Here is a 14,986-nt window from a genome sequence, read left to right as displayed (position 1 = left end):
GGCCGCATGGTCACCGCTTAGCGTCAAACGCCCGGGCACGTAGTGAACGTTCCACTCCCGCACGGCCTTCGGCGATGAGACGCTTGAGCGCGGCGGGATGATCGCCGACCAGGAACTCATCGGCGGCGGCGAGACCGGCCTCACTGAACTCCCACGACGGGTAGAGCCCGACCACCACGGTCTGTGCGACCTCGCTCGAGCGTCGCGACCACACGCCGGGCACGGCGTTGAAGAACTTCGCGACGTACTCGCCCAGAAGTGCACCCTGACCGGGTCGGGCGAAGCCTGCGACGACCGATCGGGTGAAGATGTTCGAGGCCGAATCGTCGTCGACGGCCTGGGCCCAGGCGTCGGCCTTCGCCTGCGCAAGCGGACGGGCGGCACGGGCCGTCGCGGCCTGCCGGGCACCGGCGGCGGTGTTGTCGCGCTCGGCCTCGGCATCGATGACCGGGGTCGAGCCGGGGTCGGTGTCGATGGCGCCCGCGGTGGCCAGTGCGATTACCAGGCGCCACCGCAGGTCGGTATCGATGGTGAGTCCGGACAGTCCGTGCGCCCCTGGGTCGTCACCGTCGAGCAAGCCTTTGGCCACGCCGACCTGGTCGTCGTCGAGGGCGCCGGCCAACAGAGTATTGACAAAGGCCAACTGGTGGTCCGAGCCGGGTTCGGCGGCGCGGGCGAGTTCGAGCAGTCGCGCCGAGAAGCCGGAACGCCCGGTCTCTTCGGCCCACGTCGGGTCGGCATAGGACTCGATGGCGGTGGTGGCCTGCAACAGCACTCGCTGGACAACCCCGATCTCGGTTTCGGCAGCGATCCCGCGCTCGACCAGCTCGACGAAGTCGCGGGCGGCCATCTCGGCCTGACGGGTCATCTCCCACGCCGCCGACCACACCAGGGTGCGCGGCATCGAGTCGCTGATGTCGCCGATCCGGGTGGTCGCAGTCAACAACGAGTCGGGGTCGAGCCGCACCGAGGCGTAGGTGAGGTCGTCGTCGTTGATCAGGATCAGCTTGCCGCGGTGGACGCCGAGCAGATCGGCGACGTCGGTGCGTTCGCCCTCGACGTCGAGTTCGACGCTGTGGGTACGGGTCAACGCGCCCGAGTCGCCGTCGTCATAGATGCCGACCCGCAGGCGGTGCACCCTTGTCGCGCCTACCGCCGACGAATTGTCGGCGCCACCCGCGCCCGGGACCGCGCCGTCCTGCACGATCGTGAACCGGGTGAATGCGCCCGAATCGTCGAGCTCGAAGTCTGGGCGCAACACGTTGATCCCGGTGGTCTTGAGCCACTGCCCGCCCCAGTCGGACAGGTCGCGGCCCGAAGATTTCTCCAGTGCGGCAAGGAGATCGGCGAAGGTTGCGTTACCGAAGCGGTGCGCCGAGAAGTAGTCACGGAGACCGGCGAGGAAGTCCTCGAGTCCGACGTAGGCGACGAGTTGCTTGAGTACCGACGCGCCCTTGGCGTAGGTGATGCCGTCGAAGTTCACCTCGACCGCGGCGATGTCGGGGATGTCGGCGGCCACCGGATGCGTCGAGGGCAACTGGTCCTGCCGGTAGGCCCACGACTTCTCGACGTTGGCGAAGGTGGTCCAGGCACTGGTGTACTCGGTCGCCTCCGCCTGGCACAGCACCGACGCGAACGTGGCGAAGGATTCGTTGAGCCACAGGTCATCCCACCATTTCATGGTGACGAGATCGCCGAACCACATGTGGGCCATCTCGTGCAGGACGGTTTCGGCCCGGCGTTCGTAGAGATAGTTGGTGACGCGGGACCGGAAGACGTAGTCCTCCAGGAAGGTCACCGCTCCGGCGTTCTCCATGGCGCCCGCGTTGAACTCCGGAACGAAGAGCTGATCGTACTTACCGAAGGCGTAGGGGATGCCGAAGTTCTTGTGGTAGAACGCGAATCCCTGCTTGGTCTCGGTGAACAACCGGTCGGCGTCCATGAACTCCGCCAGCGAGGCCCGGCAGTAGATCCCCAGGGGGATGGTGCCGTGCTCGTCGGTGTAGGAGTCGGTCCATTCGGCGTAGGGACCGGCGATCAGGGCCACGAGGTAGGTGCTCATCGTCGGCGTCTCACCGAAGCGGTGTACGCCGGGTTCGGCTGCTACGGTGTTGATCTCAGGCGCGTTGGAGATCACCTTCCAATCGGTGGGTGCGGTCACCGTCAGCGTGTAGGTGGCCTTGAGATCGGGCTGGTCGAAACACGCGAACATCCGCTTGGCGTCGGCGGTTTCGAACTGCGAATACAGGTACACCGAGTCATCGGTGGGATCGACGAAGCGGTGGAGGCCTTCGCCGGTGTTCGAATATGCGCAGTCGGCCACCACGGTCAGGGTGTTCTCGGCGGCAAGCCCAGGCAATTCGATGCCGACGGACTCGTCGAAGTCGGTGACGTCGAGTTCGGTGCCGTTGAGCGTTGCCGAGCGCAGGGTCGGCGCAACGAGATCGATGATGGTCGATGCGCCTTCCGTGGCGGTGAAGGTCACCGTCGTGGTGGAGGCGAAGGTGGTGGCGCCCGGCGCGCCGTTGCCGTCAGTGAGATCGAGGTCGATGGCGTAGTGGGACACCTCGACGGTGGCGGCGCGCTCACGGGCCTGATCACGGGTCAGATTAGGGGCAGTCACAGTGGCCAGCTTAGTGCTCGGCGACAATCGGGGGTGCCGACCCGACGCCGGGGGAGCAGGATCGCAGGGAATGGGCTCGGCCGCCCGCAGGTTGAGTGTGCCGAGTTCGCCGCGCGCCCGATGTGAGCAGAGGGGTGTCCGGAAATTGTCGAAAGAAGGGAAGACCTATGTCGAAGGATCGTGTGGATTTCTGGTTCGATCCGCTATGTCCATGGTGCTGGATCACCTCGCGGTGGATTCTCGAGGTCGAGAAGGTGCGCGACATCGACGTCACTTTCCACCTCATGAGCCTGGCCGTGCTCAACGAGGGGCGCGAGATTCCCGACAGCTACCGCGAGGGCCTCAAGCAGGCATGGAAGCCGGTCCGCGTGATCGCCGCCGCGGCCTCGGCAAAGGGTGAGTCGATCCTCAATCCGCTCTACACCGCGATGGGTACTCGTATCCACAACGGACAGAACAAGGATCTCGACGTGGTGATCGCCGAGTCGCTCACCGAACTCGATCTCGATCCGACACTCGCCGCCGCCGCCGACTCCACCGAGTTCGACGAGGCGATCCGGGAGAGCCATCACCGCGGGATGGACAAGGTCGGCGACGACGTCGGCACGCCGACCATCCACATCAACGATGTGGCCTTCTTCGGTCCCGTGCTCTCGCGTATCCCGCGTGGGGAGACCGCGGGCACGGTGTGGGACGGCGCGGTGGCACTGGCGTCCTATCCACACTTCTTCGAACTCAAGCGCTCTCGTAACGAGAACCCTGAGTTCGACTGACCGCCTCGGAGCGTGCGCTCCGCCTCGACGACTCTCCTCGGTCGTCGGTGGCGGAGTCGTTCGGGCTGACGATGACCCGGTCCTCACCCGGCACCGGAATCGCAGGTGGGCGGGATCTATAGTGAGGCGCATGCGCGTATACGTGGGTGGAGATCATGCCGGCTTCGAACTCAAGACGGCTATCGCCGAGCATCTGCGATCCAACGGTCATGAGGTGATTGACTGCGGAGCGCACGTCTACGACGCCGTCGACGATTATCCGGCGTTCTGCATCGCCGCAGCGGAGAAGGTGGTGGCCGATCCGGGCAGCCTCGGTATCGTGCTCGGCGGCAGTGGAAACGGTGAACAGATCGCCGCGAACAAGGTGCCCGGTGCGCGGTGTGCACTCGCGTGGAGCGTGGAGACCGCCCAGCTCGCTCGCCAGCACAACAACGCGCAGTTGATGGGGATCGGTGGACGGATGCACACCACCGAGCAGGCGCTGGCGATCGTCGACGCCTTTCTGGCGGCGAAGTGGTCGGAGGAACCGCGCCACCAGCGTCGCATCGACATCCTCTCGGAGTTCGAGAATACGGGTGTGGCGCCGGCCGTCGGAGAGTCCTGAGCGCGGCATTCCCGGTGACGGTGACAGCACCGGCGAGTTCGGTGACGGTGGTCGTCGATGCCTGAGGGGCATACCCTGCATCGCCTCGCCCGTCGTCAACAGAAGCTCTTCGGCGGGCAACGGACTCGGGTGTCGAGTCCGCAAGGCCGATTTGCCGAGGGTGCCGCGGTGGTCGACGGCATGGAGTTCCACCGTGCTCAGGCGTGGGGTAAACACCTCATTCAACGCTACCGCGACGGTAAGCGGACCCAACTGCTGCACGTCCACCTCGGGCTTTATGGTTCGTTCACCGAATTGGCGGTGCCGATGGGGGCGCCCGTCGGAGCGGTCCGGATGCGGATCGTCGGAGACGAGGTGGGCACCGATCTGCGTGGGCCGACCGCGTGCGAGTTGTACACGCCGGCCGACCTCGAGGACCTCGTCGCGAGGCTCGGCCCGGACCCACTACGGTCCGACGCCGATCCGGAGCGTGCGTGGCAGGCAATCCGCCGCTCGTCACGACCGATCGGCGCTCTGTTGATGGATCAGAAGGTGATGGCCGGCGTCGGCAACGTTTATCGCGCCGAGGTCCTTTTCCGTGCACGTCTCGACCCGATGCGGGCCGGGCGCACCGTCGATCGGGAAGCCTTCGACGAGATCTGGGCCGACCTCGTTGACCTCATGCGAATCGGTGTGCGGCGCGGGCGAATTCACGTGATTCGGCCGGAGGACGACCACGGGCCGGGGTCGTACGCACCGGATCGGCCACGCACCTATGTGTACCGGCGCAGCGGAGACGCCTGTCGGATCTGCCGAACCCCGATCGCGACCACCGAACTCGTGGGTCGAAATCTGTACTGGTGTCGCCGCTGTCAGCGGTAACGGCCATACCGGCGGTGCGTCAGCGGGCGAGGTGCTTGAGGGTCAGCGACTTTTCGTGAGGCTGCGCGATGACGAGCAGCTCGGCGCGCTGGGTTCCGGACGACCATCAGGGCGATGCGTTCGTAGAGCCGACGGTGGTTGCGTCCGGAGGGGTAGGAAGCGTTCACGCAGACGTGCGAACGACATTGGTACCGCCTTCCCCGTCCTTCCCGGCGATGGTGATCGTCGATGGTTCGCGACCGTGCTCGTTCTCAGCCAGTGCTCGCGTTACAGATGTGTGACGCAACCGGAATCCAGGTGCTGTTGGGTGCCTTTGGCATGGCGATGACCAGGCATCACAGCACGATCGTCCAACTCTTACCCGGCCCTCAGCCGACTGTCCGGCACCTCTCATCGACCACCACGACGATGGAGTGATGACAGCGCACGCAGACCCGGTGCACGCGGTGACGGTCCTGGTGGTCGGCGGAACCGGCGAGTCCTACGACGGAGACACCCGCACCGAGGTCACCGGGCTGCTCTCGGGCGTCACCGATGCCCTCGATGACCGGTTCGACACCCGATGGGTGGGTTACCCGGCGAGTTACGGTCCGGCACCTCATCTTTCGGGGATCAGCTACGCCGATAGCGTCGCCGCCGGGGAACGCGCACTGGCCGCGGCTTTGCACGCGGTCGTCGGACCGGTGATGATGATCGGCTACTCACAGGGCGCGGTGGTGATCCGACGCCTGCTGGCCGATCTCGATGCACGTGCCGACATACGCGCGCTGAGCCGTGTCGGGGCGGTTGGATTCGTCGCCGACCCCCATCAGCCGCCCGGAGTGGTTGCGGGATGCGACGGGTGGGGAGTGGCCGGGCCGGGTCCGGCGATCCCCGAGCGAATCCCGGTCTGGTGGGTCGGCGCCCCCGAGGACATGATCTGCAACGCCTCGCGGGATTCGTTCGTCCGCGATATCGCCGATCTCACCGAAACCCTCGCGCTCGCCACTCCCCGACGCTGGTTGTCACAGACGTGGAAAATGGTGCGCAGCAACTCCTTTCAGAATGCCGGGGCAACCTCATTGCGACCTGCGCAGTGGTTGCGCGACGTCGAACGGTTGGGTTTGGCATGGCGGGAAGTCCGCGGCTATCTGCCCGGTGTGATCTCCTGGCGCGGAATGGTCATTCGCAATCGGGTCGGCGGTAGGCACACCGCTTATCACGAGGAGCCTTACCGCCGGAACTCGGTGACCGATCCACTGACCACCGGCTGTGAGGCGCTGGCCCAATGGATGCAGGTGCAGGCCACTTTCACCCTGGGCCCGGCCGACTGGGTGGCCTAAAGGCTTCCGCTCGAGTCGTGGGATCAGTCGACCTGGGTGACACTTGTCCGGGCGGTATATCGATCACCTGCGGTGACCGATATTCCGCCGAGCCACGGACACATCGAGCGAAGGATCCACGGTGGATCATTACGACATCATCGTCATCGGGTCAGGACCGGCAGGTCAGAAGGCGGCGATCGCCGCGGCCAAACTCGGCAAACGCGCCGCGGTCGTCGAACGCAAACACATGATGGGCGGCGTGTGTATCAACACCGGCACCATCCCTTCGAAAACCCTCCGAGAGGCCGTGCTCTATCTGACCGGCCTGAACCAGCGAGAGCTCTACGGACAGTCGTACCGACTCAAGACCGACATCACCGTGGCCGATCTCACCGCACGGACGATGCACGTCGTCGGCAAGGAGATCGACGTCATCCAGAGTCAGCTGACCCGCAACGGCGTGGCCACGCTCATCGGCAGCGCGACCTTCACCGGCCCGCACGAGATCGCGATCGAGGATGCCACAGGAGACCTCAAACACGTATCCGCCGACCACTTCGTCATCGCGGTCGGCACCCGCCCGGCGCGGCCGTCGTCGGTCGACTTCGACGGGGAGACCGTCGTCGACTCCGATCAGATCCTCGAACTCGACCGCGTTCCGGGATCGATGGTGGTGGTCGGCGCCGGGGTGATCGGCATCGAGTATGCGTCGATGTTCGCGGCACTGGGCACCAAGGTCACCGTGATCGAGCAGCGCCCGGCCATGCTCGACTTCTGTGACCGGGAGATCATCGAGGCCCTGCAGTATCAGCTTCGGGAACGTGGCGTCACCTTCCGTTTCGGCGAGCATGTCCGCACCGTCGAGACCCACCCCTCCGGGACCCTGACCATCCTGGAATCGGGAAAACAGATCCCGGCCGACACCGTCTTGTATTCCGCAGGGCGTCAAGGTGTTTCCGACGAGCTTGCGGTCGAGGCCGCGGGGCTCACCGCCGACAACCGCGGGCGGCTGAAGGTCGACGAGCATTTCCGCACCGAGGTCGGGCACATCTATGCCGTCGGCGACATCATCGGATTCCCGGCGCTGGCCGCCACCTCGATGGAGCAGGGACGCCGCGCGGCCTATCACGCCTTCGGCGAGCCGGTCGGGCACACCTCGACCGATCTGCAACCCATCGGGATCTACGCGATTCCCGAGATCAGCTTCGTCGGCCGGACCGAGGATCAACTGACCACCGACAACATCCCGTTCGAGGTGGGTGTGGCCCGTTACCGCGAGCTCGCGCGCGGAGCCATCATGGGGGATTCCTACGGTTTGCTCAAGCTTCTCGTGCACGCCGAGGACCGTACGCTGCTCGGCGTGCACGCCTTCGGGTCGAATGCCGCCGAACTGGTCCACATCGGTCAGACCGTGATGGGTCTCGGCGGCACCGTCGACTACCTCGTTGATGCAGTGTTCAACTACCCGACGTTGGCCGAGGGGTACAAGGTGGCCGCACTCGATGCGTCGAACAAGATGCGGGCGATCGCGCGGGTGCGCGCCCAGGGGCGGTCGCTGGATCTCGACGTGTCAGCGCCGGTGGCCTGACTCGATCAGCGCGCAGACGACGAAGGGCCGGCCCAGAGGGGCCGGCCCTTCATCGGTACGAGGAGCGGTGAGTGGTCAGTCGCCGGTGTACTGGCCGCCGACGGTGCCGCGAACGACGATCGGGGTGCCGCGACCGATGGTGTCGTAGACCCACTTGCCGTTCTCGGTGCTCACGTTGATGCACCCATGGCTGACATTGCTGTGACCCTGCTGTTCGAGTGACCACGGAGCGGCATGGATGAAAATCCCGTCCCAGGACATGCGGGTCGCGTACTCGACGTAGGTGCGGTACCCACCGGGCGAATCGACGGGGACTCCGTAAGTCGAGGAGTCCATGTACATGTCGCGGTACTTCTCCTTGGTGTGGTACACGCCGTTCGGGGTCGGGTGGGCTTCAGAGCCCATCGAAATCGGCATCGACTTGACGAAGGTGCCGTCCTTCCACCAGTAGATGGTGTGCGTCGAATCCTGGGCGAGGGCCACCCAACCGGTCGGGGTCGAGACGTTCGGCTCCGCGGGGACTCCGGGGGTTTCCGGAGTGGTGGTGGTCGTCGACGGCGGGGCGGCCGGCGGAGTCGGCAGACCCGGGATCGACGGGATCTGGACCGGCGGTAGTCCGGGGATGATCGTGACGGGGGCGGCCTGAGCCATGCCCGGCAGCGCAAGGGCCACAGCGATCACGCCGAGGACGATGGCCACGAGGCGGCTCATGCCGCGACGACGGCGAGGTGAGTTTGTGGTGTTCAACACGGAAGTGGAAACCTTTGCTTGTGGGACATCCGGGCGCACCCCCGGGGCGCAGGCACCATCGTTACACAACTGTTGTCATGCGGCCAAAGGCCATTGGGCGATCAGGCTAGGTCACCGTCGTGTAGTCGCGATCCGGCATCTGGAAACCTCAGGTGAGCGCGCCGGAAGCAGTCAGTGTGATTGCGGTCACATAAGCCGGCCCCTGTCCCCACCTCATGCGACATCAGTAGGTGCTGGGAGCCGGCAACCCGGCGAACCTGTCACCGAGATGGTCCAACGCGGGGACCAGTCCGATCGCCGCCGCCAACAGGTGGATCGAGACCGTCGCTGATGACGTCGAGGTGATCGCCCGGGCGATGCGATCGACGCGGACCCGGCGATGGGTCGGCCGGCGACCGAGACGCTTTTCCGGGGTCGGTGCCATCGTATCTGTGCACCGCGCGAGACCGAGCTGCGATGGAAGGACGGCAGCAGTGCCGTGTGCTGCCTGCGGGGCTGCTCGGTGACTTTGGTGAGCACCGGGTCGGTGGTGCTCGGTCGATGCGGTCATGCGCAAACCGCCGCCGGTCGGGTCGCACCCGGCAGTCGTGGCATCGACGACAGGGGTGCCGTGCGCATCCGCGACGGTCGGGGTCGGCGCGCCGAACGTGCGCGATTCTCTGGTGGTGCCTAGGTGATGTCGGTTTCACGGCTACGGAAGTTCATGTCATCAGGTCAGTGCGCGAGCCAGAAGTGGGTGATGAGGCTGGCGGCGGCGATCGGCAGATCAGCATGGGTGATCCTCGTCCGGGGTAGCCGGTCAATCCGGGTACCCCGCACGCTCTGGAGATCGAGTTTTCTGGTCAGCGCACGGGAAGGATCTTTGTTGACCCACGCGGGGTGGAGGGGACCTCCGAGGGCGGATGGATGTGCCAACGCGTCGGCGGCGACGCGCGGGGCGAATGCGCCGGTTGGAGGTACACCACCGGCATGCCCGGGTGATCGTCGGATTCGATTACCCAACCAGTGACGTGCTGATCTGGAACCTCGGTGTATTTCACACTCGCCGTCGCGGCGGTCGCGCAGCGTTGTCGTTTACCCGTCCGGTACGCAGTGGATTCCGACGGCGGCGGACATGGTGCTCGCGCCGGTGGCGTAGTTCTGGCAGGTTCCGGTTGAGCTCGATGTGCCCACTCAGTTGCTCCCACGATGTGCAACGATCTTCGCCGCGGTGGCCATCCGGCGGGAGGCCATCATGTCGATGATCGTCCGGTCGGCGACTGTGATCGGTGGCGGGCTTGCCGGGGTCATCGCCGCGGGGGCGTGAACGTCCTGATCGTCGGCGCCGAACGGGTGGGCCACGCGGCGATGCAGGACGTGCCGCGCACGGTGGAGGTGCTGCGCACCAGCGACGCCGAGTCGTCCACCTCGCATCCGGGATTCGCCGACCTTGCCGACCTCGCCGACCTCGCCGACCTTGCCGACCTCGCCGACAGAATCCGCAGGGCCGGAGTCGATTTCGAATCCGAGATTGTTGAGTATGCCGAAACAATCACCGGTGGAACCGGATTGGCCGTCTATCGCGTCGTCTACAATCATTGTCGAACGCGGCACGGCACGCGCCGGGCGCGCGGTGGCTCCGGGCTCGTGAGGATGGCTGCTCGCGTCGACAACTGCGGAGGTACCTTCGTGGCGAGAGTGGTCGACCGACACTGGTGTGCGGATGTCTCAATTCCGGTCGCGGCGGTCGCAAGCTCCGATGCCGGTCTTGTCGCTGTCGCTGATGATCGACAGGGGATTGGCGAGATGCGTTATCCACCAATGATTGTCGGGTCAGGGTAGATGGTCCGGCCAAACGGTGCGCCGGTGAGCGAGCAGCGGTGATGGGCCGGGCTGCCGTGGACAGTGACCAGGGCCTGGTGCGGGCAGGACCACGACGCATCCTGAGGCAATGGGACGGCTTGGAGGTGGTAACTGCGCCGAATACTCCGATGGCGAGGAGATGCCTGACGTGGTCCTCCGGCTCCGACCCGGCGTCGTCGTGATCGACCTCCGGATGTGCAGTATCGCGGGAGCGCAGGCAACGCGACGCCGCCGCGACGAACTCGAAAGCCCTCGAGTGTCGACGCCGGTGTTGGTTCTCTCCATCTTCTGTGACGAGCAACTGCTGTTCCCGGGCATTGCGGTCCGCCGGGGTTCGTGTTCAAGGCTTCACCGACCGAGGAGCTCATCAGGGCGGTGCGGCTTGTGGCGCACGGCGCGGCGGCCCTCGACCCCGCGGTGTCCGCGCGTGTCCTCGACCCAGCGGTGTCCGCGCGTGTCATCGACACCTATCGCCGGGCGCTCGGACCTACCGCACCGCAGGCGGCGCCCGACGGTCTGACCTCGCGGGAGCCGACCGTTCTCGGCCTCATCGGTCGGGGGTTCACCAACGACGAGATGGCGCGGAACTCGTGACCTCGGTGGTGAGGGTGAACTGCCACATCGGCAAGATCGTCACCACACCCGGCGTCGGTGACCGAGCCGCTGTAATGGACTACCCCCGTCTGCAGCGGGATCATCGAGTCCCGTCGCTGACGTGAGAGACCAGGCGGGCAAGACGCTCGCGAGGCCAGATGCCGAGAGCCCGGCACGTATGGCGTGCCGGGCTCTGGTGATCGCGAGCGGGTGACGGGAATCGAACCCGCGTAGCTAGTTTGGAAGACTAGGGCTCTACCATTGAGCTACACCCGCGTGCCCCGGCAGCGGTGCTTTCCGGTGTTGCCGGAACCCGCTGTGGTGCCCATGAGACTGTACCTGCTCGGTGTGCCCGAACCGAAATCGCCCCTCTGTCGCGAATCCGAGAGATCATGCGCAGGGCGATCCGGGTGGCCGGGTTTCGTCCGATGGACGGTGACCCGTAAGATCATCGGTCGGTCCTGTCCGCGCATCCCACCCCGGTGGTGTTGCCGCGATGCGGGCGCCGGGATGTGGCGCAGCTTGGTAGCGCATCCGCTTTGGGAGCGGAGGGTCGCAGGTTCAAATCCTGTCATCCCGACTCTGTACCGACCGAACGACAGCAACGGCCGGGCCCGTCAGAACGGGCCATGACGCACATGACGTCCGCAACGCGAGAAATAGGAGCATTCCAAGCGTGAAGAGCACCGTCGAGCAGCTGAGCCCCACCCGGGTGAAGCTCAACGTGGAAGTACCGTTCGAGGAGCTCTCGGGCGATTTCGATCGGGCGTTCAGGTCCTTGGCCCAGCAGATCCGGATCCCCGGATTCCGTCCGGGCAAGGCGCCGGCCAAGCTGATCGAGGCCCGCGTCGGACGCGACTCGATCCTCGCGCAGGTCGTCAACGATGCGCTGCCGGGCAAGTACAGTCAGGCCGTCGCCGAGACCGATACCAAGGCGATTGGTCAGCCCGAGATCGATCTCGAGGAGCTCAAGTACGGTGAGACGATCACCTTCTCGGCCGAGGTCGACGTTCGTCCCGAGCTCGATCTGCCGGACTTCTCGACCCTCTCGGTCGAGGTGCCCGCCGTCGTCGACGACGAGAACGCCGTCGACGAGCAAATCGAGCAACTGCGGAGCCGCTTCGGCACCCTGGCCGGTGTCGATCGAGCCGCCCAGAACGGTGACATGGTGTCCATCGACCTGGCAGCCAGTGTGGATGGCGAGGAAGTCGAGGAGGCATCCACCGAGGGACTTTCGCACGAGGTGGGTTCCGGTGACCTCGTCGACGGACTCGACGAAGCCCTCGTCGGTCTCAAGGCCGGAGAGTCGAAGGTCTTCACCACCAAGCTCGTCGCCGGCGACCATGCCGGGGAAGAAGCGCAGGTGACGGTGACGGTCAACACCGTCAAGGAGCGTGAACTGCCGGAACTCGACGACGACTTCGCGCAGATGGCCAGCGAGTTCGACACCGTGGACGAACTGCGGGCCTCGCTCGCCGAGCGCGTCGATCAGTCCAAGAAGCTCGAGCAGGCCAACCAGATCCGCGACGCCGTGGTCGAGGAACTCCTCGCCAAGGTCGACGTCCCGCTGCCGGAGAAGGTGGTCGAGTCGCAGGTCGAGTCGCAGCTCGAGCAGGTGCTGCACAGCATCGGTCACGACGAGGCGGTGTTCGCCCAGCTGCTCGAGGCGCAGGGCACCACACGCGAGGCATTCGAAGCCGAGGCCCGCGAGAGCGCGGAGAAGTCCGTGCGCACCGAGCTGCTGCTCGACGCGATCGCCGATGAGCTCGAGACCGTTGTCGGTCAGGATGAGCTGACGCAGCAGATTCTCTTCTCGGCACAGCGCTACGGGATCGCGCCGCAGGACTTCATCCAGCAGATGACGCAGGCCAACCAGCTCGGTGCGGTCTACGCCGACGTCCGCCGCAACAAGGCGCTCGGTGACGTCATCCGGAAGTTCAGCGTCACCGACTCCGACGGTAACTCGATCGACCTCGCAGAGTTTTTCGGTGAGGACGAGGTGGACGATTCGGCCGCCGCCGACGAGGCAGCCACCAGTGGCGTAGAGAGCTCGGACTCCGCCGACGCCGACAACGCCAAGAGCGCAGACGCCGAGGGCGCAGACGCCTGATCTCTTCGCCACGAACAGCCGGATTCCAGCGATGGACTCCGGCTGTTCGTGTCTGACATGCCGAGGCGGGCCGTGTTCTGCTGTGAGCGAAGTACGGCGCCGCCGGGAGTGCCGGACGCACTGCATTGGTTAGTGTCGGTGACAACGCCGGAACGGATACGCCGAACAACAGATTCCGGGATGGGACCAACAACAGCCGATGCGGTAGATGGCACCGGTGAACGAGAAGCAAGTAACGAGCATCAACGCAACGGGTGCGAGTCGAGCAGACCCGCACAACGCCGGTTGGGTTGCCCCCGACCCGGCACCACACCGACAGGTAAAGGTAGGAATCGTGAGCAAGCCCACTGATGACATCCCTTCGATGAGCCGCACTCCTCTGATGAGCTCGGGAGTTGCCGGGCTCAATCTCACCGATTCGGTGTTCGAACGACTGCTGCGTGAGCGCATCATCTTCCTCGGTACGCAGGTTGACGACGACATCGCCAACCGGCTGTGCGCGCAGATTCTGCTACTCGCCGCCGAAGACCCGACCAAGGACATCCACCTCTACATCAACTCACCCGGTGGGTCGGTGACCGCAGGCATGGCGATCTTCGACACGATGCAGCTTGCCGAATGCGATGTGGCCACCTATGCGATGGGGATGGCTGCGTCGATGGGTCAGTTCCTGCTGGCCGCAGGCGCCAAGGGCAAGCGGCACGCGCTGCCGCACGCGCGGATCATGATGCATCAGCCCTCGGCGGGTATCGGCGGTACCGCCGCCGACATCGCCATTCAGGCCGAGCAGTTCGCGGCGACCAAGAAGGAGATGAACCGGCTCAACGCCGAGTTCAGTGGCCAGCCGCTGGAGAAGATCGAGGCCGACGCCGACCGCGACAAGTGGTTCACTGCGGTCGAGGCCCGGGACTACGGTCTCGTCGACCACGTGATCTCCCGCGCCGCGATCGGTTCGCAGTAGCCCTTCGCCCAGCAGCCGAGCCCATCCCGTCACCACCACCCTTCACGGAGCAGACCATGACTCACCAGTACGACTCATTGCCGGCCGATGTGGCCGCCGGAATCCCTGCGTCGGCGTTGGCCCTCAAGAGCATCGAGGCGCGCTACATTTTCCCCTCGTTCATCGAGCACACCCCCAACGGGGTGCGCCAGTATGACCCGTACTCGAAGCTGTTCGAGGAGCGGATCGTGTTCGTCGGTACGCCCATCGACCAGACCGTGGCCAACGACGTGATGTCGCAGCTACTGGTGCTCGAGTCGCAGGACCCCGACCGCGACATCACCATGTACATCAACTCGCCGGGCGGCAGCGTTCCCGACATGCTGGCCATCTACGACACGATGCAATACGTGCACTGCGACATCGTGACGGTGTGCCTGGGTGAGGCGGCCTCGGCGGCGGCGATCCTGCTCGCCGGCGGTACGCCCGGCAAGCGCGCGGCCCTGCCGAACGCGACGATCTTGATCCACCAGCCACGCACCGGTGGTGCCTATCAGGGACAGGTCTCCGACCTCGAGATCCAGGCGGCCGAGATCGAGCGCATCCGTAACCGTCTTGACGAGATCCTCGCCTCGCACACCGGCCAACCGGCCGAAAAGATCCGCAAGGACACCGATCGGGACAACATCCTTACTGCCGAGGCCGCGAAAGAGTACGGCATCGTGGATGAAGTGTTCGATTACCGCAAGAAGTCTATGAAGAAATAGCCGGTGTCCATCACCGGCACGCTCATGGTGCGGTCGAGCCGTCGGGGAATGTCTCGGGCGGCCGACCGGACGACATTCTCGCGACATTTGGCCCAAGCGGTCGAAGTAACGGGCATCCGCGGGTACCGTCGGAAGGGCGAGCACTCGTGGCTAGCCCGTTCGAGCACGGTATGGGCCGCACGCCATGATAGTCCGCGCCGCGCCTGCCCCATCGTCGCCGATCCGGTGGC

At 65.5% G+C, this 14,986-nt stretch carries 13 protein-coding genes and 2 tRNA genes; 10 read left to right on the top strand and 5 right to left on the bottom strand.

The annotated features are described in order from the left end of the window. Window positions 1-10 precede the first annotated feature (10 nt). A complete protein-coding gene (gene pepN / locus EF294_RS16015; RefSeq protein WP_123931857.1) occupies window positions 11-2,623 on the bottom strand; it encodes an aminopeptidase N in 2,613 nt (870 codons plus the stop codon). A 167-nt stretch (window positions 2,624-2,790) separates the two neighbouring features. Between pepN and EF294_RS16010 the strand changes: the two genes are divergently transcribed. The 5 genes from EF294_RS16010 (at window position 2,791) to sthA (ending at window position 7,753) form a co-directional block, all read left to right on the top strand. After that, the gene (locus tag EF294_RS16010; protein WP_123931855.1) at window positions 2,791-3,396 is read left to right on the top strand and encodes a mycothiol-dependent nitroreductase Rv2466c family protein; all 606 of its coding nucleotides are present in this window, start codon (window positions 2,791-2,793) and stop codon (window positions 3,394-3,396) included. Window positions 3,397-3,526: 130 nt separating this feature from the next. Beyond that, on the top strand, window positions 3,527-4,000 hold the full coding sequence (locus EF294_RS16005; protein WP_123931852.1) for a ribose-5-phosphate isomerase: 474 nt from the start codon (window positions 3,527-3,529) through the stop codon (window positions 3,998-4,000). A 57-nt stretch (window positions 4,001-4,057) separates the two neighbouring features. Then, on the top strand, window positions 4,058-4,861 hold the full coding sequence (locus EF294_RS16000; RefSeq protein ID WP_123931850.1) for an Fpg/Nei family DNA glycosylase: 804 nt from the start codon (window positions 4,058-4,060) through the stop codon (window positions 4,859-4,861). Between the two features lie 416 nt (window positions 4,862-5,277). Next, on the top strand, window positions 5,278-6,183 hold the full coding sequence (locus EF294_RS15995; protein ID WP_123931848.1) for a PE-PPE domain-containing protein: 906 nt from the start codon (window positions 5,278-5,280) through the stop codon (window positions 6,181-6,183). Window positions 6,184-6,304: 121 nt separating this feature from the next. After that, on the top strand, window positions 6,305-7,753 hold the full coding sequence (sthA, locus tag EF294_RS15990; protein WP_123931846.1) for a Si-specific NAD(P)(+) transhydrogenase: 1,449 nt from the start codon (window positions 6,305-6,307) through the stop codon (window positions 7,751-7,753). 75 nt (window positions 7,754-7,828) lie between these two features. Here the strand turns inward: sthA and EF294_RS15985 are convergent, their stop codons facing one another. The 3 genes from EF294_RS15985 to EF294_RS21510 all read right to left on the bottom strand — a co-directional run bounded on the left by EF294_RS15985 (window position 7,829) and on the right by EF294_RS21510 (window position 10,081). Then, on the bottom strand, window positions 7,829-8,503 hold the full coding sequence (locus tag EF294_RS15985; protein ID WP_123931844.1) for a L,D-transpeptidase: 675 nt from the start codon (window positions 8,501-8,503) through the stop codon (window positions 7,829-7,831). Between the two features lie 223 nt (window positions 8,504-8,726). Then, window positions 8,727-8,927 (bottom strand): hypothetical protein, encoded by a 201-nt coding sequence (locus tag EF294_RS15980; RefSeq protein ID WP_123931843.1) that lies wholly within the window; start codon window positions 8,925-8,927, stop codon window positions 8,727-8,729. 749 nt (window positions 8,928-9,676) lie between these two features. Next, window positions 9,677-10,081, bottom strand: coding sequence for a hypothetical protein (locus EF294_RS21510; protein WP_185091117.1), 405 nt, complete (start codon window positions 10,079-10,081; stop codon window positions 9,677-9,679). Window positions 10,082-10,681: 600 nt separating this feature from the next. Here EF294_RS21510 and EF294_RS22570 point away from each other — a divergent pair. After that, entirely contained in the window at window positions 10,682-10,939 is a 258-nt protein-coding gene (locus EF294_RS22570) for a hypothetical protein (protein WP_342774355.1), read from the top strand. A 205-nt stretch (window positions 10,940-11,144) separates the two neighbouring features. Here EF294_RS22570 and EF294_RS15960 read toward each other — a convergent pair. After that, a tRNA-Gly gene (locus EF294_RS15960) sits at window positions 11,145-11,215 on the bottom strand. Window positions 11,216-11,445: 230 nt separating this feature from the next. On the opposite strand from EF294_RS15960, the gene EF294_RS15955 reads away from it, so the two are divergent. The 4 genes from EF294_RS15955 (at window position 11,446) to EF294_RS15940 (ending at window position 14,756) form a co-directional block, all read left to right on the top strand. Continuing rightward, window positions 11,446-11,519: transfer RNA gene (locus EF294_RS15955), tRNA-Pro, on the top strand. Between the two features lie 96 nt (window positions 11,520-11,615). Continuing rightward, on the top strand, window positions 11,616-13,049 hold the full coding sequence (gene tig / locus EF294_RS15950) for a trigger factor (RefSeq protein ID WP_123931841.1): 1,434 nt from the start codon (window positions 11,616-11,618) through the stop codon (window positions 13,047-13,049). A gap of 382 nt (window positions 13,050-13,431) precedes the next feature. Then, window positions 13,432-14,010, top strand: a complete 579-nt coding sequence (locus tag EF294_RS15945) for an ATP-dependent Clp protease proteolytic subunit (RefSeq protein ID WP_123931950.1) — start codon at window positions 13,432-13,434, stop codon at window positions 14,008-14,010. A 56-nt stretch (window positions 14,011-14,066) separates the two neighbouring features. Beyond that, window positions 14,067-14,756, top strand: coding sequence for an ATP-dependent Clp protease proteolytic subunit (locus EF294_RS15940; RefSeq protein WP_123931839.1), 690 nt, complete (start codon window positions 14,067-14,069; stop codon window positions 14,754-14,756). The last annotated feature ends 230 nt before the right edge of the window (window positions 14,757-14,986 follow it).

This window comes from Gordonia oryzae, from assembly GCF_003797185.1.
Lineage (GTDB): Bacteria > Actinomycetota > Actinomycetes > Mycobacteriales > Mycobacteriaceae > Gordonia > Gordonia oryzae.
This window is presented reverse-complemented; position numbering and strand designations above follow the sequence as displayed.

Excerpts from the sequence above, each read along its gene's own strand:
- EF294_RS16000 (WP_123931850.1), top strand. The coding sequence starts at position 4,058 with ATGCCTGAGGGGCATACCCTGCATCGCCTCGCCCGTCGTCAACAGAAG.
- EF294_RS21510 (WP_185091117.1), bottom strand. The coding sequence starts at position 10,081 with ATGATTGTAGACGACGCGATAGACGGCCAATCCGGTTCCACCGGTGAT.
- EF294_RS15995 (WP_123931848.1), top strand. The coding sequence starts at position 5,278 with ATGACAGCGCACGCAGACCCGGTGCACGCGGTGACGGTCCTGGTGGTC.
- EF294_RS16005 (WP_123931852.1), top strand. The coding sequence starts at position 3,527 with ATGCGCGTATACGTGGGTGGAGATCATGCCGGCTTCGAACTCAAGACG.
- EF294_RS15940 (WP_123931839.1), top strand. The coding sequence starts at position 14,067 with ATGACTCACCAGTACGACTCATTGCCGGCCGATGTGGCCGCCGGAATC.
- EF294_RS16010 (WP_123931855.1), top strand. The coding sequence starts at position 2,791 with ATGTCGAAGGATCGTGTGGATTTCTGGTTCGATCCGCTATGTCCATGG.
- EF294_RS15945 (WP_123931950.1), top strand. The coding sequence starts at position 13,432 with ATGAGCTCGGGAGTTGCCGGGCTCAATCTCACCGATTCGGTGTTCGAA.
- EF294_RS15980 (WP_123931843.1), bottom strand. The coding sequence starts at position 8,927 with ATGGCACCGACCCCGGAAAAGCGTCTCGGTCGCCGGCCGACCCATCGC.